The following is a 21,101-nucleotide window of genomic DNA, read 5'->3' as shown; positions in this document are numbered from 1 at the left end:
AAAGGGCTTCTCCTTCGCGTATGGTGGGCAATGGATGCGTGGTTACGAGCCGCGATCGACTACATCGGCTCATGGATCGAATTTCAACTGATCGGATCTCAGCAGCCAGGCCTCATCATCGCGATCGCCCATCGCGGCGAAGTCGTCGCTGAGCATGCGTTCGGCCTTGCGAATCTCGACACCGGCGAGAAGCTGACGCCGCGGCACCGCTTTCGCATCGCCTCCCATTCCAAGAGCTTCACCGCCGCTGGCATCCTGAAACTGCGCGAGCAGCGCAAGCTGCGGCTCGACGACCCGGTGGGCCAATATGTCGGCAGCCTGCATCCGCGGGTTGCCGAGACGACGATCGCCCAGTTGCTCTCCCATAGTGCCGGCCTGACGCGCGACGGCGCCGACTCCGGCCAGTTCATCGACAGCCGTCCCTATCTCGACGAGAAGGAGCTGTTGGCGGAGCTGCAAATGCCCACCGCGATCGAACCCGGCACGCGCTTCAAATACTCCAATCACGGCTTTGGCCTGATCGGGCTCGTGATCGAAGCCGTCACGAAAGAGCCCTACCCCGCCTGGATCAAGCGCGAGATCATAGCAGCCGCCGGCCTACGCGAAACCGAGCCGAGCGCGCCGCCTGCCAAGGGCGCACCGTTCGCCCGCGGCCACACGCGCAGGCTACCGCTCGGCGAGCGCTGCGTGATTCCGGGCGATAACCTCACCCACGCGATGACGGCGGCCGCCGGCTTCGTCGCAACCGCCGCCGACACGGCGCGCTTCTTCGCGCAGCTCGCACCCAATGCAAGGAAGAGCGTGCTGTCGGTCGCGAGCCGGCGGGAAATGACGCGGCATCATTGGCGTATTCCGCAGGGTTTCGAGTGCTATTACGGCCTCGGCGTCAACGCCAGCAGAGACGACGGCTGGGACTGGTTCGGTCATAGCGGTGGCTTCCAGGGCTACGTCTCAAGGACGTGCTCCATTCCGGCCTGCGAGCTCGCGATCACGATGCTCAGCAACTGCATCGACGGCGCCGCGCCGATCTGGATGGACGGCGCGATGCAGATCCTGCGCGCGTTCCAGAACCGTGGGACGCCTAACCGGCGTGTGCGCGACTGGACCGGCCGCTGGTGGACGATCTGGGGCGCGGTCGATCTCGTGCCGATGGGCAACCGCGTCGTGGTCGCCAATCCGCACTTCAACAATCCGTTCATGGATGCTGCCGAGATCGAAGTCACCGGCCGCGATTCCGGCACCTTCGCCGCAGCCGCCGGCTACGCCAGCCATGGCGAGCCGGTGCGCCGCATCCGCAACACGCGCGGCAAGGTCCGCGGCATCTGGCTCGGCGGCATCAACGTCAAGCCGGAGAGCGTTGTCGCCAACGAGATCGCGCGCAAATATACGCCGCGGAAACGCCGGCCTACTGTTTGATCATCGCCTCGACCTCGGCGCGAAACGCCTGCCGCGAGCCATCGCGCGAGTAGAACATGTGGCCGCCGGGATAGACCACGAGCTTGACGCGCGGCGCTGAGGCAAAGGCGGGCAACTGGTCGAGCACGATCTGCGAGCCGAAATAAGGTGTGGCCAGATCGAACAGGCCGTGTCCAACCAACACCGTCATCTTCGCGTCTGTTGCCAGGATCTGGCGCAGCTCCGACACCGACTGCGCGGGATTGATGCCGTGGCCGAAATCCCAGGCCCGTTCGACCGCGCCATTGAGCACCTCATACGAGCCGTCCGGCCGCCAGTTCAGCTTGCGCGTGAGGAGATCGACGGCGGCGCTGGTCAGCGGCGCCTGAAGCGTGTCGCCAGAGGGATCGCCGAAACGGAAGCTGCTGGAATCCGGATAGGGATCAAAGCCGCGCACGGAGGCATCGTAGCGGCCGGTCACCTTGCCGTTCTTGCGGTCGAGCTCGCGGCGGAATTCGCCGACGTCGAAGCGGCCCGCGAGCCTGCGGCTCACCGCCTGGTCGATTCCCGTCAGCGTGGCGACCTTGTCGGACAGCCGTGTGGCCGCCTCCCTGTCCGCCTCGCCTTTGACGAGATCGGCCAGGAACTCGCCGCGCGCGTAGGCTTCGATGTCGGCGAGATCGGCCCGTTTCACCGGCCCCTTGGCTTCGCGCACGGTCGCGACATAGCTCGGCAGCGTTGCGACATATTGCAGGAGGCTCGTGCCGGTGAACTCGCGGAAGTCGAACAGCGGCGAGATCATGATCAGACCGTTGACGCCGACGCCCTGCTGCATCTGCAACTGGCGCACGACCTTCGGCCCGCGAATGCCGCCATAGCTTTCGCCCGCGACATATTTTGGCGACAGCAGCCGGTCGTGCTTCTCGAGCCAGCGGCGGATGACCAGCGCGAGTGCGCTGACATCGCCGTCGACGGAATAGAACCGCCTGCGGACATCCTCGCCTGTCGCCACGAAGCGGCTATAGCCGGTCCCGACCGGATCTATGAAGACGAGGTCGGTGAAATCGAGCCAGGTCTCCGCATTGGGCTTCACCTCCGGAGAGGTCGATGGCGTGACTTCGTCGGCGTTGATCGGCAGCCGCCAGGGACCGGCATTGCCGAGCTGCAGCCAGGCCGACGATGCGCCTGGCCCTCCGTTGAAGAAGAACGTCACAGGACGCGTGGCGCGGTCGGTGCCGTCGAGCTGATACGAGGTATAGGCGATCTCGGCCTGCGGCTCGCCCTTGTCGTCGAACACGCGGATGGAGCCTGCTGTGGCGGCGAAGGCGAGCGTCCGCCCGGGCAGCTCGACCGTCTGCCGGGTGGTGGAGTCCGGTGGCAGGCGATGCTGCTCGGCGGTGGACGGCGTGCTCGGCGTCTGGCCGCCGCGCCCGCCGGGACCACCCTTCTGTCCGGCGGGCGTCGCGGCATCGGGACGCTGCGGCGGGTCGTCCGCGTGGGCCGGCCCGAGCGTGGCAAAGGCGAGGAGCGCCAGCAAAAGCCCCCCGCGGCGAAGCGCCGCCGATGTGATGGTCACGCTGGTCACTCCTTGTTATCCGCTACAGGCTGTAGCACAAGATTGCGACAATGGCACGGCATCACGGCCTATTGACCGTTTGCCATGGCGCGGGGTCGCGCTCGACAACAACGGCCGAGGTCGTATAGGACGACCTCGGCACACTTTTTCGAGCCGGCCAGACCCTTTCGAGCCTCGCAATTTCATGACAAAGCCCAAGCGATATGATCGGATCGCCTTCGTCGCCAGCGCGGGCACTGAGGCCCAGGAAGCCTATACGCAGCTGACCGGGTTGTACGGCAATTGCGTGCCCGATGAAGCGGACGTCGTCGTGGCGCTCGGCGGCGACGGACTTATGCTGCAAACGCTGCACCAGAACATGCGCACGGGAAAGCCGATCTACGGCATGCACCGCGGCACCGTCGGCTTCCTGATGAACGAATACTCGACGGTCGACCTGCGCGTGCGCCTCGAGGCCGCCCATGTGTCCGTGATCCATCCGCTGCTGATGCGCGCCACCGACGTGCAGGGCGCGGTGCACATTCATCACGCGATCAACGAGGTCGCCCTGTTTCGTCAGACCTATCAGGTGGCGCGGCTGAAGATCGTGGTCGACGAGCATGAGCGCATGTCCGAGCTGATGGCCGACGGCATCATGGTGGCGACGCCTGCTGGCTCGACCGCGTACAATCTCTCCGCCCAGGGGCCCATCCTGCCGATCAATGCCGCCCTGCTCGCGCTCACACCGATCAGCCCCTTTCGTCCGCGCCGCTGGCGCGGCGCCCTCCTCCCCAACACCGCCTATGTCGTGTTCGAGGTGCTCGATTGCGAGAAGCGTCCGGTCGCAGCGGTCGCCGACCATGACGAGGTACGCGACGTCCGCCGCGTCGAGGTGCTGTCCGACAAGACCATCTCGATGCGGATGCTGTTCGACCCTGGCCACAGCCTGGAAGAGCGGATTCTGCGCGAGCAGTTCGGCTACTAGAGCTGTATCAGAACCTGCTCGCAGGCCGCGGGAGGGCAACGCTTCGTTAACCTCAGACGCGATATGGTTAACGAAGTTTGACCGCTTCGGCCTGGGCGTCATGTTCCGCATCGATTTCAACAAGCTGCGCTTCCTCGTCTGCGACGACAATCCGCATATGCGCCGCATTCTGCGGACGCTGTTGCATTCCTTCGGCGCGCGCGAGGTCTACGAGGCCGAGGACGGCGCCACGGCACTCGAAATGTACAGCCACTACGTGCCCGACATCGTTATCACAGACTGGGCGATGCCGATCTTCGACGGGCTCGAGCTGGCGCAGATGATCCGGCAGCCGGAATCCAAGGGTAACCCCTACGCGCCGATCATCATGCTGACAGGTCACTCCGAAAAACGCCGCGTCACCGTGGCGCGCGATGCCGGCGTCACCGAGTTTCTAGCCAAGCCGATCTCGGCCAAGGGACTCTACCAGCGCATCCTGAACGTGGTCGCCAATCCCCGGCCCTTCATCAAGACCAAGACCTATTTCGGGCCCGATCGCCGCCGCAACACCAGCTCCGCCTATATGGGCCCCGAGCGCCGCGTCGGCGAAAAGCACGAGGTGCTGCAGCAGCCCTCGCTGCTCGACAAAGCGCGGTCCTCCATCTAGCTGAAACCCTCAACCATCGAGGCAGGCATCATGGCCAGGAACAGCCCCAGAGACATCGAGGTCAGGGCCTTCGCCACCCATCACGTGATCACGCAGCCCAATCCGCTGCGCAAGGTGCTGCGCCGGGTCGAGGAAAAGGACATGGACGACCCGGTCGGCCGCGCCGAGCAGGCGCTCGCCGGACTCTCCGGGGAATTCAAGGACTGGATGGCGATCGAAGCGGGACGGCTGGCTGCGGCCTACGCGGTCGTGCAGAAGGACGGCTTTACCAAGGAGGCGCGCGACGAGCTGTTTCGTGCAGCCCACGACATCAAGGGCGATGCCGCGACGTTCGGTTATCCGTCCGCCGCGGTCATCGCCGAAAGCCTGTGCCGTGTCATCGAGCATGCGCCGGATCTTGCCAAGGTGCCGGGCGAGCTCTTCTCGCACCACATCAACGCCATCCACGCCATCGTGCACGAGAACACCAAGCTCGACAGCCTGAGCGTCTCGGGCGAGCTCAGTCGTCGCTTGCGCAGGGTTGCCGACGACTATCTCGCCCACGTCAACCGCGACCGCCCTGAGCATCTCGAAGCGATTCTGGCGCCGAGCATCGTGCCGGGGGAATAACTTTCCGCGTTGAAGGTGCCGTAGGGCGGGCAGAGGCGCTCTTGCGCTGTGCCCACCATCTTGCCCCGACTCTCAACAGAAGCGGTGGGCACGCTTCGCTTTGCCCACCCTACCACTTCGAGGTTCAGCTTACGCAGCGATCAGGTCGTCCTGGAGCGCCTCCTCCGCGACGAGCTCGTCGCAGAACAGGCGCGCTTCCTCGCGCGCAGATTCCGTCGCGAAGCGGCGCAGCAGGATGAGCAGCGGCTCGGTCGCGCCGCGATCGGTCTCGCAATGGGTGAGCACGCGCTCGACCATGCGCCGGCGCAGCCGCGCGGTGCCATCGTAGGTGTCGACAAAGCCGCTCTCGTGGCACGCCTCGAGCGCAACCTGGAACGCGGCGAAGGTCGATTCCGGAAAGCCCGCCCGGCGCAGAAGCGCATGCAGGCTGGCTCCGCCGCGATCGTGCAGCAGCGCCGCGACGCGCGCCGGCGGCATCTCAGACAATTCCGCAAGCGCCGCATTGAACAATTCGAGATTGCCTGACAATAGCGCGCGCAGGATCAGGCCTGCAGTGAGCTGGCCGGTCGCGCGCAGGTGACGCACGAGGCCTTGCATGTCCTCGCCGCGCGAGCGCGCCGCGATGTTGACGGTAGAGCGGTCGCGGGCCTCGGTCGCGATACGCTCGGCACGATCGGCACTCAGCCAGTTGCGGGCGATCACGAACTGCGCCAGCGTCTCGGAGAGCTTTGCGACCAGCGCAGCGCGCGTGGCCGCCGGCAGGTCCTCGAGCACCAGCAACGCCTCGCGGATCGCGGCGAGATGGCCGTGACGCTCGACGATACGGTCCCAGGAGAACGGCGCGAGCTCGGCGTAGGGATTTTCGATCAGCTCGAGCGCCGCTGCCGCGCAACCGACTTCGGCGATCGCGGCACAGACCGACGCAGGCAGCGCGATGCGGCGGGCGATGGCGCATTGCACCTCGCAATTGCCGGTCGCGACGATGTCGACGAGGTCGGCATCGATCAGGAGCGGTGAATGTTCGAGCACGGGAAGCGCGACCGACGGCTGGTCGGTCGACAGCGCCTGGACGATTGCCGCCGGGGCCTCGGTCGAGCGCGCGAAGGCTTCCGCCATGGCCTGGCGTACCAGCGGCGACGGATCGTCGAGCAGCATCAACAGCGCGCCTTCGGCGGCGACGCGATCGTCGTGAGAAAGGTCTGAAATCAACCAGGCACGGGCCAACGCCCGTGTTGCCTCTGCCCGCTCACCGGCGGACGCAGTCCTGATCCAATTGATAAACTGCCGAACGATCATGGTGCTTCCGGCCTACGCAACCAAACGAAACGGTGACACCCGTCACCCGCAAGACAAAATAAACCACGACGCTTAACAAAGCGTTCACCATAACCAACTGGTTTTATTGACGTTTTGTTAAGGGCTGCAAATTTTGCAGCGCGAGCCTAGCCCGAGAAGGTGCCGCTGCGATCGCTGAAGAGGTCGAGCGGCTGCGGCGCGCGAACGTCGGGCGTCGCATTCGTAACCGAGGTGAGTGAGGCGTTATTGCCCCACAATTTCTGCACGGTGGCCGAAACCGGCTGCGTGCTGTCGCCGGGCTGATAGATCGAGCGAAACGCCGGCGCACTCGGCGAATTATCCGCCACCGTGGTTGCCGAGGTCACGCTGACTGGCGTCGCCACGCGCGTATCCGGGAAGGTCTGAAGATAGGCAGCGTTGTTGATCAGCGACGTTGGCTGTACACCGTTCGCGCTCGCGACCTGCGTCGTCGACGGAGTGTCGCCGTACATGGCGATCGCGCTCCGCGTCGATTTCGAATTCGCGGCGCTGGCGTAGCGCGAGTCCAGCACCGAATAGACTTCCGAGACGCTGCGCGCCCGGCCGTCCTTGGCATAGAAGATCGAACGGTTGGCTGCGGCGGCATTAGGGAATAGCCGCGCACCGACGGCTTGCGGATTGTCCTCCGCGTTGGCGATCAGCTTGGCCGCGCCGCCGACGCCCATGAAGTGCGCCATGTAGAGTTCGCTGTCGCTCGGACGCCGGCCGAGCAGGCCGGTCAGCTTGAAGCTATTCGACTGCGTCAGCACCGCGGCCATGCTCGATGCGGCCTCGGGGTCGTCGCGCAGCTTCATGATCGAGCTCCGCATGGTCGGGTCGGTGACGGTGTAGCTGCCGGAGGAGGTCTTGGTGATGGCATCGGCATAACTGCCGTAGCCGAGCTGTGTGCCCGCCTCCTTCACGGTACCGAGCCAGGTCTGGTCGATGAACTGATAGAGCCCGTGCGCAGACGAGGTCGATGCACCCGCGGTCGGATTGAAATCCGATTCCATCTTCGCGGTGGTCAGCATGTATTCGAAGCTGACGCCGGTGAGATTGGAGGCCTGCTTGATCGCGCCGGTCACACGCGCCCGCGACGGGTCGATCCCCGCCGTCGTCGTGGCACTAGAATTGTCGACCGACATATTGGGCAGCCCCGCTCCGCGCGGCGTTGGTGACGCCGGCAATTCGGCGCCATGTCGTCTCACGGTGGGACAGGTATGGTTAATGCCGGGTTAATACGCCCCCCGGCGCTTCCGGGGGGCGCGATCAGATTACTTCTTATAGACCGCGTCGGGATCGAACAGCCGCTCAGCCTCGACGAAGACGAGCCTCGCGCTCCCACCATCGGCTTCCACCTTGCGGTAGAAGCAGGACCTGCGGCCGGTGTGGCAGGCTGCGCCGACCTGCTCGACCCGGATCCAGACGGCGTCCTGGTCGCAATCCGTGCGAATCTCGACGACGTGCTGGGTTTGACCTGACGTCTCACCCTTTCGCCATAACGCATTGCGCGAGCGGCTGAAGTACCAGGCTTCACCCGTCGCAATCGTTTTGCGCAACGCCTCATCATTCATATGGGCGACCATCAGCACGTCGCCGGTCGCAGCATCCGTCGCCACGCACGTGACGAGGCCGGCCGCGTCGAATTTGGGCTGGAAGCTCAGCCCTTCCTCGATGTCGTGGGAGTGCGTGGACACGAGACCCCTCGCTGGCGCATGATCTGGAAAAGTGTGCAGCGGTTCTCCGAGAAGATCATGCTCAAAAAATAAATCAAAGCGCGATGATGTCAGCCAGTCTGACATCATCGCGCTTTGGCTCAACGAGGGTCAGCGCGGTGAGCCTCGCACCAGGGACAGGAAGCGGGCCTGCTCCGCCGGATTGTCGCGGAACATGCCAGTGAAGCGGCTGGTGAACGTCATCGCGCCATGCTTGGCGACGCCGCGCACCGACATGCAGGTATGCTCGGCCTCGACCAGCACCGCAACGCCACGGGGCTTTAGGATCTCGTCGATCGCGGCCGCGATCTGCGCGGTCAGATGCTCCTGGGTCTGGAGCCTGCGGGCGAAAATGTCGGTCAGCCGCGCGAGCTTGGAGAGGCCAACGACGCGCTCGACCGGCGTATAGGCGATGTGTGCCTTGCCGTAGAACGGCATCATGTGGTGCTCGCACTGCGAGGTGAACTCGATGTCGCGCACCAGCACGAAGTCGTCGTAGCCGGCGGTCTCGCCAAAGGTGCGGTCCAGCACCTCGGCCGGACACTGGTGGTAACCCTGATAGAGCTCGTCGAAGGCCTCGACCACGCGACGCGGCGTGTCGAGCAGCCCCTCGCGATCCGTGTTCTCGCCGATATAGGCAAGCAGCGTCTTCACCGCCTGCTCGGCCTCGGCGCGCGCCGGGCGCGGCTGGTCGGCGCGGACGGCGGCCGCGAGAAATTCAGCAGGATCAAGCTCGGCAGGGCGATCGACCTGCTTGTCGGAAGGCTTGCTGGGGCGGATGGATTTGATCAACGCGTCCATGTCAACTCCGTTCGACGGCCTTGCGGCCGGAGTGTCACCGGCAGACGGGGCGGTCGAGCCGCCGGACGCCTGAGAGAGAACAACCAAGTTTGGCGATCAACCGCCCCCCGCCTCGACGTCGGATACGAGGTGCTCGACCACCGCCGACAAGGCTACCGGGCTGTTTTTCCGCCAGTTCCAACCCTATATAAGACCGAGGACGGCGGCCGCCAAGGCCGATCCAGCCGGAAGCCGCCCGGAAGGTCTCGGACTCCATCACATGCTGAACGACATCTATAACAAGCGGATCATCGAACTGGCCGGGAATATCCCCCGTCTGGGCCGCCTCTCCGATCCCGACGCCAGCGCCACAGCCCATTCCAAGCTCTGCGGATCGACCGTGAAGGTCGATCTCAAGATGAGTGGCGACACTGTCACCGACTTCGCCCACGACGTGAAGGCCTGCGCGCTCGGACAGGCGTCTTCATCCATCATGGCAAGTCACGTGGTTGGCTCGACCGCCAGCGAACTCCGTGAGTTACGCGAAACCGTTCGCAAGATGCTGAAGGAAAACGGCGACCCGCCGGACGGAAAATGGGCCGAGATCAAGTTCCTCGAACCGGTCCGTGACTACAAGGCGCGCCACGCTTCGACTCTGCTGACCTTCGATGCCGTCGTCGACGCTATCGGCCAGATCGAAGCGAAGACGAAACAGCCGGCTGCGGCGCAGGACTAAACCAGATCGATTGTCCGGTTTTACTTCTGCGACGCCGGACCAGGCGCCGACGCACCGCCGGTCGCGACCAACGCTTCCGCCGTCTTGGTCGACCTGGCCGGCTGCTCCGGTTCCGCCGCAAAGCGGTCCTGCGCCTTCGGCGCAGCATCAGCCATCGCGGGGGCCGAGACATCGATGTGCGGCAGCACGTCGGAAGCTGCGTCCGTCGTCACTACATTGGTGAGCTTGAGCTCGGCCGCGTCCAATTCGTGCAGGTCTTCCCATGGCGGCACATTCAGCGCGAGCGACAGCAAGTCGCCGGCGCCGCCCATATCGAAAGTGTACTTGGCGAGCCGGCCGATGTCGCGCTCGACGATCATCAGGTCCTGCGCGCTGTAGCTTGCGGCCCGCGCGTCGTCGGCGCGATCGCCCATCCAGATCTGATGCACCCGAACATGGGCTGCTTCCGGCACGTAGCGTGTCTTGCCGGCCAACAGCAGGAATACGCACATCGACTCGCAATACGCCTCGGGCGCGATAGCTGGACGCGCGCCCTGCCCGCCGCGATTCTGCAAGCTGATGCCGACGGTGGTCAAAAGGCCGAGGTTACGGAAGCGCCGTCCGAGCGTGATGGCGTCGTTGACGGAACCACCGCTGGAGTCGAGCACCACGGTCGCCCCGCCAAGCTGACGGCCGCGGGCAAAATCCTCAAAGTCTTTCGGCGTATCGGCTGTGATGATGCCGACGGCGCTGACCCAGCCGCGGCAGTTCTGCTCGCATGCGACCCAGCTAAATTTCATCGGCAACTTGCGCTCTTCGAGCGTACCGCCAGCGTGTGCGGAAGAGCTGAAAGTCGCGACTGCGCCCGTCAGCGCAACACAACATGCAGCGGTTCCCACAAGTAACCAGCCGCGAAGGTCAAGCGACTTCAGAAGTCTCAACGTGGTTCCTTCCCCAAGCCTCAAAAGCGATCAGGCAAGCCCCATGCAACGTTCGACTCTGTATCACACAGGCGTCACAAAAAATGTATCCGGGGGAATACAGATCGTCCATAGCTACTTGCTGCACTGCCCCCTAAAAGCATGCAAAATATGGCATCAGCGCAACGGCTTGCTGTTCCCTGCGCTGGAACCGCGCAACACCTCGCATAGCTTCGCAGCAAGGCGCACATGAAGCATTCAGCGTCAGAATCAGGTCGCACCATCGTCGCCTCGCTGCTGCGGCTGCCTCGCGTCGTCGGACGCGCGCTGATCTGGCTGTACCGACACATGCTGTCTCCGCTGGTCGGCTACAACTGCCGTCACCTGCCGACCTGCTCGGTCTATGGCGATGAGGCGATCGAGCGTTTCGGACTCTGGGCCGGTGGCTGGATGACACTCGCACGGCTGTTGCGCTGCCACCCATTCGGAACGTCAGGCATCGACAACGTGCCGCTGACTGCCCCGCAAGGCGCACGCTGGTATCTGCCCTGGCGCTATGGACGTTGGCGCGGCGTCAATGCGCCCTGATTTCGCTGCGCCGCTTCCAAGCGTACCATGCAGCTCTGACGTGCAGGGAACCGCGGATACTACGATCGCGTTGTTGTGATGCTCCCATCGGGAGGAAACAACAATGCGCTGGAAAATCAGCCCCCACGGTCACGACAGCAGGACCATCGACCTGCTCGCCATCATCGCGCTGCTCACCCTCGTCCTCGGCTCCGGCTGGTATCTGGCAACAAGTTTCGCAACTCCGCCAAGCACGACGGCCTTCATCGTTCCGAGCCAGAGCGTGCACTGGTAGTCAGAGCATGATCCGGAAAAGTGTGAAGCGGTTTTCCGAAAAGATCATGCTCAAAACCATAACCTAAAACGCGATCTCGTCGCGCTTTAGCGAAACCAGAAAAAGCGTCCGGGCGGCGGCGGGATTGGCTCAGGCGGACGCGGCCGCTTCGGACGCACCGGCTTTGGCGGCGGTTCGGCCGACGAGGTGGTCTCGACCGGCACGATCTCGCTTCCCGGCACCTTCACCGACAGCAGCAGGTTCGATTCGTTCATGCGCCAGCGATAGCCGATGCCGAAATCGATCGGCTGGGCCCGCGAGAAGAGCTCGGCATAGCGTTCCTGATACCGGCCGGGAAATTCCGCAATCGGGCCGAGATAGCGCCCGAATGGGAAAAACCGCCATTGCCGCGCATTGTAGCTCGCAAGCGGAATGCCGGAATCGTCCTGGATGATGGTGGCGCTGTTGGCGAGCAGCCAGTCGCGCACCGTCGTGAAGTTACCGGCATGCAGGAGATACGAGGCGCTCTTGAGCAGGCTGTTGCCAGGTCCGAGCGTCTCGCAGAACTTCAGGAAGCCGGCCGCGCGCGCGCCGGAATTGGAGAGATCGGTCGAGAAGTAATAGAGCGTCCGCGCCTCGCCATCGCTGCCGACGAATGTGATGCGCACACCGTGGGTGGCGTTCGGGCCTGCGTTGTCGCCTGCGGCATGCAGACCGCCCTTGTCGTCGATCGAGACCATCTCGACGTTGCGGATGGTCTTCCCCGAACGCGCCAGGAAAACGTAGAGGATCGGCAGGGTGCCGTTGACCTCATTGGCGTGCAAGTCGACCTTCATGTGCTTGGTGATGAAGAAGCTGAAGCTGAGGATCGAGCCGAGCGAGCGCTCGACATTGTAGAGCGCGGGCGCGATCGCCCCACGCGGTACGCGCGTCAGGTCGGGAACGTTGCCGACCGGCTCGAGCGCGCCAAGCACGTAGGTGCTTGCCTTGGAATAGAACGCGTCGGCGTAGAGGAAATCCGGCCCGGAGAACATGTAGAACATGGTCGGCCGGGGCGCGGCCAGATTGACCTCCGACCAGGCGCGTATCCTGGAAAGCTGCCGCTGCTCGAGCTGGGCGAAGGCGCCATCAAAGAACTTGGCGTGGCGCTGCCAGGACGGATCCCTGGTCAGCGCCACGAGCGGTGACTCCGCGGATGGCTGCATGCCCGCGAGGAAGCGCGCCGTGTCGTCGGCGGTGACGGTGCCGGCCGCACATGCGGGGGCCACGACCGCGAACAAGGTGAAGGCGACGGCCGCAATCTTCATGGGTCGAAACATGTCTATTCGCGATGGTGTGAGGATGCAGCGGCATCCGGCCGCCTGCGGAAAATGGCGTAGATCAACAGGCCCGCGAGCATGATCAGCATGCTCGACAGCGACTGAACCGGCCGCTCGGTCAACAAATAGTACATCATGAACGCGGTCACGAGCAGGAAAACCACTGGCGTGACCGGGTACCCCCAGGCGCGATAGGGCCGCGGCAGGGCGGGATCCGTGAAGCGCAGCTTGATCACCCCCAGCACGGTGAAGAACGAGCAGAACAACAATGCGAACTGGATGAAGTCGAGCACCGCCTCGAAGCTGCGCGTGAAGAGCAGGAGGTTGGCGACTGCGAGCTGAAACAGGATCGCATAGGCCGGCGCGCCGCTCGCCGATCTTCGGGAGAACACGCGCAGCGCCGGAATGTCCTCGCCCATGGTCATCATGACGCGCGGACCGATCCACATCATCGCGCTGATGGAGGAGATCAGGCCGACGCAGATCATGGTGCCGACGATGCGGCCGCCGATATCGCCGAAGATAGCGGTGCCGGCAATGCTCGCGACCTCGAGCTGGCCGGCGAGCTTGTCGATCGGGGTTGCGTAGAGAAAGACCGCGTTCAGCGCCACATAGAGCACCATCACGATCAGCGTGCCCCCGAGCAGCGCGCGCGGCAGGCTCTGCTGCGGCATGTGCAGCTCGCCGATGATGTAGGTCGCCGCGTTCCAGCCGGAGAACGAGTACATCACGAAGACGAGCCCGATCGCGAAAGGCGCACTGGTAATGTGGCCGAAGTCGCCCGACGCAGGCATGAATGACACCGGTTGCTGCATCCCGATCACAAAGCCCGCAACCAGGAAAGCCACGATCAGAATGACTTTCAGAACCGTCGAGACGAGCTGGAAGGTCGAGGAGTGCTTGACGCCGGTGAGTTGAACGATCGACACCAGCCACACCACGCCGATGGCAAGCGGGATCGGCGGCAACGTCGGAATGACCGACTTCGCATATTGGCCGAACGCCATCGCCGCGAGCGCAACCGGCGCGGCAAAGCCGACGGTCGCCGAGACCCAGCCGGCGAGAAAACCGAATGCTGGATGATAGGCACGCCCGAGAAAATTGTACTCGCCGCTCGAGCGCGGGAACATCGCCCCGAGCTCGCTATAGGAGAACACGCCGCACAGCGCGACGATGCCGCCGACCGTCCACAACAGCAGGATCGAGAAGCCGGACGGAATGTCCTTGACCTGGAAGCCGAGGCTCGTGAACACACCGACGCCAACCATGTCGGCAACGACGATCGCGGTCGCCACGAGGACGGAAACGCCGGACCCGCTTCCGAAACGTCGGCCCGTCCACGCCGCGCTTCCAGCATCTGATGCCGTCATCGCCGTCCTTAGCTGAGGCCTCTCGCCTCTCCCGAGCATCGTGCAGATTGGTCCAGTCAATTCAAGCAGGGTTAACAAGGGCTAAATGAGGCAAGCGCAAGCGGTATTTTAGCACCACACATGCACCTTCCCGAGCAATAAACCTGCTGTCGCGCGCCGAAAGTCGGCTCCCCCTCCCCACAATCGCGACACGATTGCGTGGTCATTTTGAGCGTCCGGATGTGGGGAGTTTTCTCCGGAAGCTTAACGTCGCCTAAACAACAGTCGGCTCAATTAGCTCAAGAATTGCCGATTGCCTTGGGGTTAGTGGGTGGATGGTCGGGGCCGATCCGAGAGTCGAGACAGCCATGAATGCTGACCGGGCGAGATCGACCGGCATGCATCGTCGCGCGTTTCGACTTGCCTGGCGGATCGGCCTCGCCGCCGTCTTGGTGCCGCTCTCGCTGACACTGGTTCAATGCGGCAAGGCGCCCAACCCGGCGATGCTGGCGGCGAACTCCCAGGCAACCTCCCAATCCAATACCCAGATCGTTGCCAAGACCAGCACGCAAGTCGCAAGCGGCGACACGTTCGAGGATCGTTTTCCGGCCCCGCAGTTCAAGGAGCGCTTCCCCTCGGCAAGCGAAAGCTTCCTGCAACGGCAGATGTCGGACTTCTCGCCGAAGCGCGCGGTGCAGGAGCCGGCTCCCGCTCCCTACAAGATCGCCTCGCTCGAGCCGCAGGTGCCCTATCGACGTCCGCAACGCGACGACCTGACGACGCTCATCAGCATGAAATCGTCCGCCTTCCCCTATTTCGGCAACAATCCCGCCTCCGACGCTCCCTTCCTCAACATCTCCAAGGGCGATCGCCGCGGCCACCGCAGCTATTCGGGACGCGTGTTCTGGCAGGACGAAACCTACAATGACAGCCGCGTGCTCGTGCACGTGCCCGAGCATTTCGACGTGCGTAAGCCCGGCGTGATCGTGGTGTTCTTCCACGGCAACGGCGCGACGCTGGAGCGCGACGTGCGCGACCGGCAATTGGTGCCGCAGCAGATCTCCGACTCCGGCGCCAACGCCGTGCTGCTCGCACCGCAGATGGCGGTCGATGCCGCCGATTCCAGCGCCGGCAAGTTCTGGCAGCCCGGCGGGCTCAAGCGCTTCATGGAGGAATCGAGCCAGCATCTCGCCCGCCTCTATGGCGATCCCGATAGCGCGCGCGCCTTCGCCAACATGCCGATCGTCGTCGTCGGCTATAGCGGCGGTTTCCTGCCGACCGCCTGGAGCCTCGAGGTGGGCGGCATCAGCGACCGTGTTCGCGGCGTCGTGCTGCTCGACGCGGTCTATGGCGAACTCGACAAGTTCGCCTCATGGATCGAGCGGCACCGCTCCGGCTTTTTCGTCAGCTCCTATACCCATTACACCGCGCAGCGCGATCGCGAGCTGATGAGCATGCTCCGGCAAAAGGGCATCAGCGTCTCGGAGGACATGGACGGCCCCTTGCGTCCCGGCAGCGTGGTGTTCGTCGAGACCGGCGACGGCATCAGGCATCGCGACTACGTGACCCGCGCCTGGACGCAAAATCCACTCAAGGACGTGCTGGTCAAGATGTCGGCGACACCGTCGCTGGCACTCACGCGCGTCGCTGCGAGCACTTCGTCGGCTTCAAGTCGCTAGCGTTTTCCGCGCGTACCGACATGCGGATGCCCGGACTTCAAGAATCTCGCTTGCTGATCAAAATGTGATGTTGATGGCCGGAGCCTCCCGGAATGCCCGGGATTGTTTCCCCTGACGATGCCCATAACGTGGACTGGGGATTCTCTGAGGGACCGAGGTTGCGTGAGGGACTCTACAAGGCGAACTTTCACACCGTGCACGGCACCGGGTGCGGGGTGCTCTATGTGACCGGCGGCAAGCTGCGCGGCGGCAATTCGGCTTTCGCCTTCGTCGGCACCTACACCGGCGAGGGCGAGAGCATCAAGGTCAAGATCTCGACCGAGCGCTATAACGACGATCCGACCTTCCGCCCGCTGTTCGGAACCGACAGGATCACGCTCACGCTCAGCGGCCGTGAAGACGGCGAGATGGCGGAGTTCGAGGGCAGCGCGCTGCAGCTTCCAGGTGTCGCCTTCCGCGCGGTGCTGACCCGGATCAGCGACTAGCTGTGGATCAGCACGCTCTCCTAATCGGGCGCAATTAATTCTTGGGCAGCTTCGGAATGCTTTCCGCAAAGCCGTTGAAGCAGGCCAGGCGCTCGTCCTCTTCCTTGAAGAAGCGGCAGTCGGCAACGCCCTTCGCTTTTGCGGGCTTCGGCTTCGGCGCCGGCGGGATCACCTCGTCGTAGCAGTTGAGCCGGTCCTTGGTGCCGTCGTCGAGATCGAGACAGGCCTGCAGCCTGACCGCGGTGGACTGCGGCTTGCCCTTGGGCGCAGCCGCCTCGGTTTTGCCCTTGGCCGCCGCCTCCTTGGTGCCCTTGCTGGCACCCTTGGGCTTGACCTGCACCAGCGGCTTGTCGCCAACCATCGGCGTGTCGGTTTGCGCAAAAGCGGCGGCCGAATAAAGCACCGCGACAAGCGCCAGAATCATCCTCATCTTAGTCAGCTCTCGTTGGTCCCCCACCCCTCGCCTTCTAGCGCCCTCCTGCGCGGTTTGCCAAGCGTCCGCTGAGGGGAAAAGCCGGATGTGAGGGACTTTGCACTATGCCGCGACCGTCGCCACGGCCTGCCGGGGCCGGGTCAGCCCGACGACGGCGAGCGCGAGAACGACGAAGCCGGCCGCCACGAAGCCGATGGTGTGCAAGAGATCGCGCGCGAACAAGGCCCCGCCTGCTGCCGATCCCACGGCCTGCCCGATATAGAGCACGGACGTATTGAGCGAGACGGTGGCCGGCGCCAGCGACGGCGCCGCTGCCACCAGGCGCACCTGCTGCATCGAGTTGGTCGAGGCAAAGCCCAGCCCCCAGACCGCGACCGAGAGGACCATCAGTGCAAAATTGCCGGCGCCCAGCGCCCATCCGGCGACGCCCGCGAGCAGCAGGCTCGTGAACAGAACCGAGGTCCTGTAGGGCCCCCAGCTATCGACGATGCGCGTGGCAAAGAGGAGGCCCAAGAAGCCGCAGACGCCGTAGACGCCGAAGGCCAGACCGATCGCATCGGGACTGGCATCCGTCAGTTTATTCAAGAGCGGCCCCATGAAGGTGAAGATCACGAACTGCCCGGACATCTGCAACATGGTGATCGCAAGCAGCAGCACGATGGTGCGATTGCGTCCGACTTCGCCCCAGGTCTGCAAGTCGACCGGCGTGCCCTTCAGTCCCGCCGGCAGGCGCCATAGCAACAGGAGGAAGCTGAGGCAGCCGAGCCCGCCAATCGCGCCGTAGGATGCCCGCCAACCATAGCGGCTGGCGATGAAGGTGATCAGCGGCAGTCCGACGGCCGCGGCAATCGACCATCCGAGAAACACATAGGCGATCGTGCTGCCACGCTTTTCGACCGGTACGATGATCGCCGCAGTGCCTGCGGCCTGCGGCGTATAGAGCGCGCCAATCGCGAGCATCACCAGGCGAATGGCGAGCAGACTCATATAGTCAGGTGCGAGGGCCGAACCGACATTGCCGACGGCAAGCAGCGCGAGCGTTATGGTGAGCAGCATGCGCCGCTCGATCCGGCTGGTCAGCCATGCCGTCAGCGGCGAGCCGATGCAGAGCGTGATGGCGCCGAAGGTGATCAGAAGGCCCGCGGTGCGGATGCTGATGTCGAGCTCCGACGACAATTCCGGGAGCATCCCGGCCGGCGCCAACACCGAGCAGCCGGTGACGACATTTCCAAGCATCAGGGCGGTTGGTGCAAAGCGGCGGGCGGCGGAATCGACTTTCATGCAGCTGCATGTAGGCAACACCGGCCGGGCATGGAAGGGCCGACCATCTATTTCGCCGGATCCACGATGTCGCCGCGCGCACCGGCCGTGTTCAACCCCAAAACCACGGGCATCTCCGATACGCCCCATGAAATAACAACCTGTGGAGGCATGCAACGTCAAGATCGCGTCTGGCGTCGGGTATCGAAACGGGATATTCGCAGGCAATTTCCTCGTTTTGCCCGATTGCACAGGCCGAATCGCCTGATATACCGCTCGTTCCCGCTTACCTGCGCTCGTTCGCAGGAGTGAGCTTCAGGAGAAATACCATGTCCGACGACCACAAGTCCGAATCCGGTTTCCAGTACAGCCTCAGCAATTTGAAGCCCGTGACCCCGGCCGCGAAGATTACCCTCACCTTCCCCGACGGCGCCAAGCGCCAATTCGACAAGAGCATTACCGGCCTCGACATCGCCAAGGACATCTCGCCGTCGCTCGCCAAGCGCACGGTGGCGATGGCGCTCGACGGCGCGCTCGCCGATCTCAACGATCCCATCGAGGCCGATGCCAAGATCGAGTTCGTGGGTCGCGACGATCCCCGCGCGCTGGAGTTGATCCGGCATGACGCCGCACACGTGCTGGCGGAAGCCGTGCAAGCTCTGTGGCCGGGCACTCAGGTCACCATCGGCCCGGTGATCGAGAACGGCTTCTATTACGACTTCTTCCGCAACGAACCGTTCACCCCGGAAGATTTTGCCGCGATCGAGAAAAAGATGCGCGAGATCATCGCGCGCGACAAACCCTTCACGAAGGAAGTCTGGGATCGCGAGAAGACCAAACAGGTGTTCCGCGACAAGGGCGAGGCCTTCAAGGTCGAGCTGGTCGATGCCATTCCCGGCAATGAGCCGATCAAGATCTATTTCCAGGGCGACTGGTTCGATCTGTGCCGCGGCCCGCACATGACCTCCACCGGCAAGATCGGCAACGCGTTCAAACTGATGAAGGTGGCCGGCGCCTATTGGCGCGGCGATTCCAACAACCCGATGCTGACCCGCATCTACGGCACCGCCTTTGCCAAGCAGGAGGACCTCGACGCTTACCTCAAGCAGATCGAGGAAGCCGAGAAGCGCGACCATCGCAAGCTCGGGCGCGAGCTCGACCTCTTCCACTTCCAGGAGGAAGGTCCGGGCGTCGTGTTCTGGCACCCCAAGGGGTGGACTATCTTCCAGCAGCTCATCGCCTATATGCGCCGGCGCCTGACCGGCGACTATAGCGAGGTCAACGCCCCGCAGATCCTCGACAAGGTGCTGTGGGAGACCTCCGGCCATTGGGGCTGGTATCGCGAAAACATGTTCGCGGCGCAGTCCGCCGGCGACGAGGCTGAGGACAAGCGCTGGTTTGCGCTGAAGCCGATGAACTGCCCCGGCCACGTGCAGATCTTCAAGCATGGCCTGAAGAGCTACCGCGACCTGCCCATGCGGCTCGCCGAGTTCGGCGTGGTGCATCGCTATGAGCCGTCGGGCGCCATGCATGGCCTGATGCGCGTGCGCGGCTTCACCCAGGACGATGCTCACATCTTCTGCACCGAGGAGCAGCTCGCCGACGAGTGTCTCAAGATCAACGACCTGATCCTGTCGACCTATGCCGATTTCGGCTTCACCGGTGACCTCACCGTGAAGCTTTCGACCCGCCCCGACAAGCGCGTCGGCACCGATGCGATGTGGGATCATGCCGAGCGCGTGATGGCGACCGTGCTGCGCGAGATCCAGTCGCAGAACAATCACATCAAGACCGAGATCAATCCGGGCGAAGGCGCGTTCTACGGGCCGAAGTTCGAGTACGTGCTGCGCGATGCCATCGGCCGTGATTGGCAGTGCGGCACCACGCAGGTCGACTTCAACCTGCCGGAGCGGTTCGGCGCGTTCTATATCGATCATGACGGCGGCAAGAAGCCGCCGGTGATGGTGCACCGCGCGATCTGCGGTTCGATGGAGCGGTACATCGGCATCCTGATCGAGCACTATGCCGGCAACTTCCCGCTCTGGCTCTCGCCGGTGCAGGTGGTGGTGACCACCATCACCTCGGAAGCCGACGAATACGCCAAGCAGGTGGTGGAACAGGCACGCCGCGCCGGCTTGCGCGTTGAGATCGACCTGCGCAACGAGAAGATCAACTACAAGGTCCGTGAGCACTCCCTGGCGAAAATCCCGGCGCTGCTCGTAGTCGGCAAGAAGGAGGCCGAGACGCAGTCAGTCTCCGTCCGTCGGCTCGGCAGCGACGGCCAGAAGGTGATGCCGACGGCCGAGGCACTGGCTGCGCTTCTCGATGAGGCAACCCCACCGGACGTCCAGCGGGCGCGCAGCGCGGCCTGATCGCTGAAATCGGTCTAAACTCGCTTTCGGTTGCGGGCATGCATGCTTATCTCGGGTAGGCATGCCCGACGACCAGCCGAAGAGGAAACTTCCGTGCCCGACGCCATCGACCTCCTGAAGACCCGCCGCTCCGTCAAGCCGCGCGAGATGGCGGGGCCTGGCCCCTCGCCGTCCGAGCTCGAGACGATCCTCACCATCGGCGCGCGAGTGCCGGATCACGGCAAGCTTGCGCCTTGGCGCTTCATCGTCTTCGAGGGCGAGGCCCGGATGCGCGCCGGCGAAGTGATCGCGCGCGTGTTCGCGCGCAAGAATCCGGGTGCACCCGCGGCCGAGATCGAGGTCGAAAGGAAGCGGCTGACTGACGCCCCGCTCGTCATCGGGATCGTCAGCTTCACCAAGCCGCATCCCAAGGTGCCGGCCTGGGAGCAGGAATTGTCGGCCGGCGCCAGCGTCATGAACATCGTCACGGCCGCAACTGCGCTCGGCTATGGCGCGTGCTGGCTCACCGGCTGGTTTGCCTTCGACCGCGACGTGCTGGAAGGGCTCGGGCTCAAGCCCGACGAGAAGCTGGCCGGCCTCGTCCACATCGGCCGACCGACCAAGCCGAGCGAAGACCGCCCTCGCCCGGCACTTTCGGAGATCGTGACCCGGTTTTAGTCTTACTGTGTCATAAAATCATCCGCACGGTACGTCTTTGGATGAGAGCAGTACAGCACGGACATCGTCGCA

General features: G+C 64.0%; 21 protein-coding genes. 11 read left to right on the top strand and 10 right to left on the bottom strand.

The features are described 5' to 3' along the window. The first annotated feature begins 30 nt into the window (after positions 1 to 30). The gene (locus SO140_RS30120; RefSeq protein WP_449381203.1) at positions 31 to 1,416 is read left to right on the top strand and encodes a serine hydrolase domain-containing protein; all 1,386 of its coding nucleotides are present in this window, start codon (positions 31 to 33) and stop codon (positions 1,414 to 1,416) included. Here the strand turns inward: SO140_RS30120 and SO140_RS30115 are convergent. Further along, positions 1,406 to 2,971, bottom strand: coding sequence for a S10 family peptidase (locus SO140_RS30115; RefSeq protein ID WP_449381202.1), 1,566 nt, complete (start codon positions 2,969 to 2,971; stop codon positions 1,406 to 1,408). The genes SO140_RS30120 and SO140_RS30115 overlap by 11 nt on opposite strands. A gap of 184 nt (positions 2,972 to 3,155) precedes the next feature. Here SO140_RS30115 and SO140_RS30110 point away from each other — a divergent pair, with 184 nt between their 5' ends. The 3 genes from SO140_RS30110 (at position 3,156) to SO140_RS30100 (ending at position 5,190) form a co-directional block, all read left to right on the top strand. Next, positions 3,156 to 3,935 (top strand): NAD kinase, encoded by a 780-nt coding sequence (locus tag SO140_RS30110; protein WP_498543523.1) that lies wholly within the window; start codon positions 3,156 to 3,158, stop codon positions 3,933 to 3,935. Positions 3,936 to 4,035: 100 nt separating this feature from the next. Continuing rightward, positions 4,036 to 4,581, top strand: a complete 546-nt coding sequence (locus tag SO140_RS30105) for a response regulator (protein WP_027525630.1) — start codon at positions 4,036 to 4,038, stop codon at positions 4,579 to 4,581. Between the two features lie 30 nt (positions 4,582 to 4,611). Then, positions 4,612 to 5,190, top strand: a complete 579-nt coding sequence (locus SO140_RS30100; RefSeq protein WP_449381200.1) for an Hpt domain-containing protein — start codon at positions 4,612 to 4,614, stop codon at positions 5,188 to 5,190. Between the two features lie 129 nt (positions 5,191 to 5,319). Here SO140_RS30100 and SO140_RS30095 read toward each other — a convergent pair whose 3' ends face one another. From SO140_RS30095 to folE, 4 genes are all read right to left on the bottom strand, one after another. Continuing rightward, entirely contained in the window at positions 5,320 to 6,486 is a 1,167-nt protein-coding gene (locus SO140_RS30095) for a DUF2336 domain-containing protein (protein ID WP_449381199.1), read from the bottom strand. 146 nt (positions 6,487 to 6,632) lie between these two features. Continuing rightward, entirely contained in the window at positions 6,633 to 7,649 is a 1,017-nt protein-coding gene (locus SO140_RS30090; protein ID WP_449381198.1) for a lysozyme family protein, read from the bottom strand. A gap of 129 nt (positions 7,650 to 7,778) precedes the next feature. Next, the gene (gene hisI / locus SO140_RS30085) at positions 7,779 to 8,201 is read right to left on the bottom strand and encodes a phosphoribosyl-AMP cyclohydrolase (protein ID WP_449381197.1); all 423 of its coding nucleotides are present in this window, start codon (positions 8,199 to 8,201) and stop codon (positions 7,779 to 7,781) included. Positions 8,202 to 8,330: 129 nt separating this feature from the next. Then, positions 8,331 to 9,020: a GTP cyclohydrolase I FolE gene (folE, locus tag SO140_RS30080; protein ID WP_449381196.1), complete on the bottom strand. Its 690-nt coding sequence runs from the start codon at positions 9,018 to 9,020 to the stop codon at positions 8,331 to 8,333. A gap of 259 nt (positions 9,021 to 9,279) precedes the next feature. Here folE and SO140_RS30075 point away from each other — a divergent pair, with 259 nt between their 5' ends. Then, entirely contained in the window at positions 9,280 to 9,735 is a 456-nt protein-coding gene (locus tag SO140_RS30075; protein WP_449381195.1) for an iron-sulfur cluster assembly scaffold protein, read from the top strand. A 20-nt stretch (positions 9,736 to 9,755) separates the two neighbouring features. On the opposite strand, the gene SO140_RS30070 is transcribed toward SO140_RS30075, so the two are convergent. Beyond that, positions 9,756 to 10,655 (bottom strand): COG3904 family protein, encoded by a 900-nt coding sequence (locus SO140_RS30070; RefSeq protein ID WP_449381194.1) that lies wholly within the window; start codon positions 10,653 to 10,655, stop codon positions 9,756 to 9,758. Between the two features lie 228 nt (positions 10,656 to 10,883). Between SO140_RS30070 and yidD the strand changes: the two genes are divergently transcribed. Together yidD and SO140_RS30060 are read left to right on the top strand one after the other, a co-directional pair. Beyond that, positions 10,884 to 11,222 (top strand): membrane protein insertion efficiency factor YidD, encoded by a 339-nt coding sequence (gene yidD / locus SO140_RS30065; protein ID WP_449381193.1) that lies wholly within the window; start codon positions 10,884 to 10,886, stop codon positions 11,220 to 11,222. 103 nt (positions 11,223 to 11,325) lie between these two features. Then, the gene (locus SO140_RS30060; RefSeq protein WP_449381192.1) at positions 11,326 to 11,496 is read left to right on the top strand and encodes a hypothetical protein; all 171 of its coding nucleotides are present in this window, start codon (positions 11,326 to 11,328) and stop codon (positions 11,494 to 11,496) included. 86 nt (positions 11,497 to 11,582) lie between these two features. Here the strand turns inward: SO140_RS30060 and SO140_RS30055 are convergent, their stop codons facing one another. Both SO140_RS30055 and SO140_RS30050 read right to left on the bottom strand, forming a co-directional pair. Beyond that, the gene (locus tag SO140_RS30055) at positions 11,583 to 12,794 is read right to left on the bottom strand and encodes a hypothetical protein (protein ID WP_449381191.1); all 1,212 of its coding nucleotides are present in this window, start codon (positions 12,792 to 12,794) and stop codon (positions 11,583 to 11,585) included. A 2-nt stretch (positions 12,795 to 12,796) separates the two neighbouring features. Then, a complete protein-coding gene (locus SO140_RS30050; RefSeq protein WP_449381190.1) occupies positions 12,797 to 14,164 on the bottom strand; it encodes an APC family permease in 1,368 nt (455 codons plus the stop codon). A gap of 347 nt (positions 14,165 to 14,511) precedes the next feature. Between SO140_RS30050 and SO140_RS30045 the strand changes: the two genes are divergently transcribed. Continuing rightward, complete coding sequence (locus SO140_RS30045) at positions 14,512 to 15,822, top strand: alpha/beta hydrolase (RefSeq protein WP_449381189.1); 1,311 nt, start codon at positions 14,512 to 14,514, stop codon at positions 15,820 to 15,822. Between the two features lie 92 nt (positions 15,823 to 15,914). After that, the gene (locus tag SO140_RS30040) at positions 15,915 to 16,307 is read left to right on the top strand and encodes a hypothetical protein (protein WP_449381188.1); all 393 of its coding nucleotides are present in this window, start codon (positions 15,915 to 15,917) and stop codon (positions 16,305 to 16,307) included. 34 nt (positions 16,308 to 16,341) lie between these two features. On the opposite strand, the gene SO140_RS30035 is transcribed toward SO140_RS30040, so the two are convergent. After that, the gene (locus tag SO140_RS30035) at positions 16,342 to 16,737 is read right to left on the bottom strand and encodes a hypothetical protein (protein ID WP_449381187.1); all 396 of its coding nucleotides are present in this window, start codon (positions 16,735 to 16,737) and stop codon (positions 16,342 to 16,344) included. 105 nt (positions 16,738 to 16,842) lie between these two features. Further along, the gene (locus tag SO140_RS30030) at positions 16,843 to 18,021 is read right to left on the bottom strand and encodes an MFS transporter (protein ID WP_449381186.1); all 1,179 of its coding nucleotides are present in this window, start codon (positions 18,019 to 18,021) and stop codon (positions 16,843 to 16,845) included. A 308-nt stretch (positions 18,022 to 18,329) separates the two neighbouring features. Between SO140_RS30030 and thrS the strand changes: the two genes are divergently transcribed. Together thrS and SO140_RS30020 are read left to right on the top strand one after the other, a co-directional pair. After that, the gene (gene thrS / locus SO140_RS30025) at positions 18,330 to 20,372 is read left to right on the top strand and encodes a threonine--tRNA ligase (RefSeq protein ID WP_449381185.1); all 2,043 of its coding nucleotides are present in this window, start codon (positions 18,330 to 18,332) and stop codon (positions 20,370 to 20,372) included. A 93-nt stretch (positions 20,373 to 20,465) separates the two neighbouring features. Then, positions 20,466 to 21,029: a nitroreductase family protein gene (locus SO140_RS30020; RefSeq protein ID WP_449381184.1), complete on the top strand. Its 564-nt coding sequence runs from the start codon at positions 20,466 to 20,468 to the stop codon at positions 21,027 to 21,029. The last annotated feature ends 72 nt before the right edge of the window (positions 21,030 to 21,101 follow it).

The sequence above is a fragment of the Bradyrhizobium sp. UFLA05-108 genome, assembly GCF_059803455.1.
Note: the sequence above shows the minus strand (reverse complement) of the source record. Positions and strands in the feature narration are given on the sequence as shown.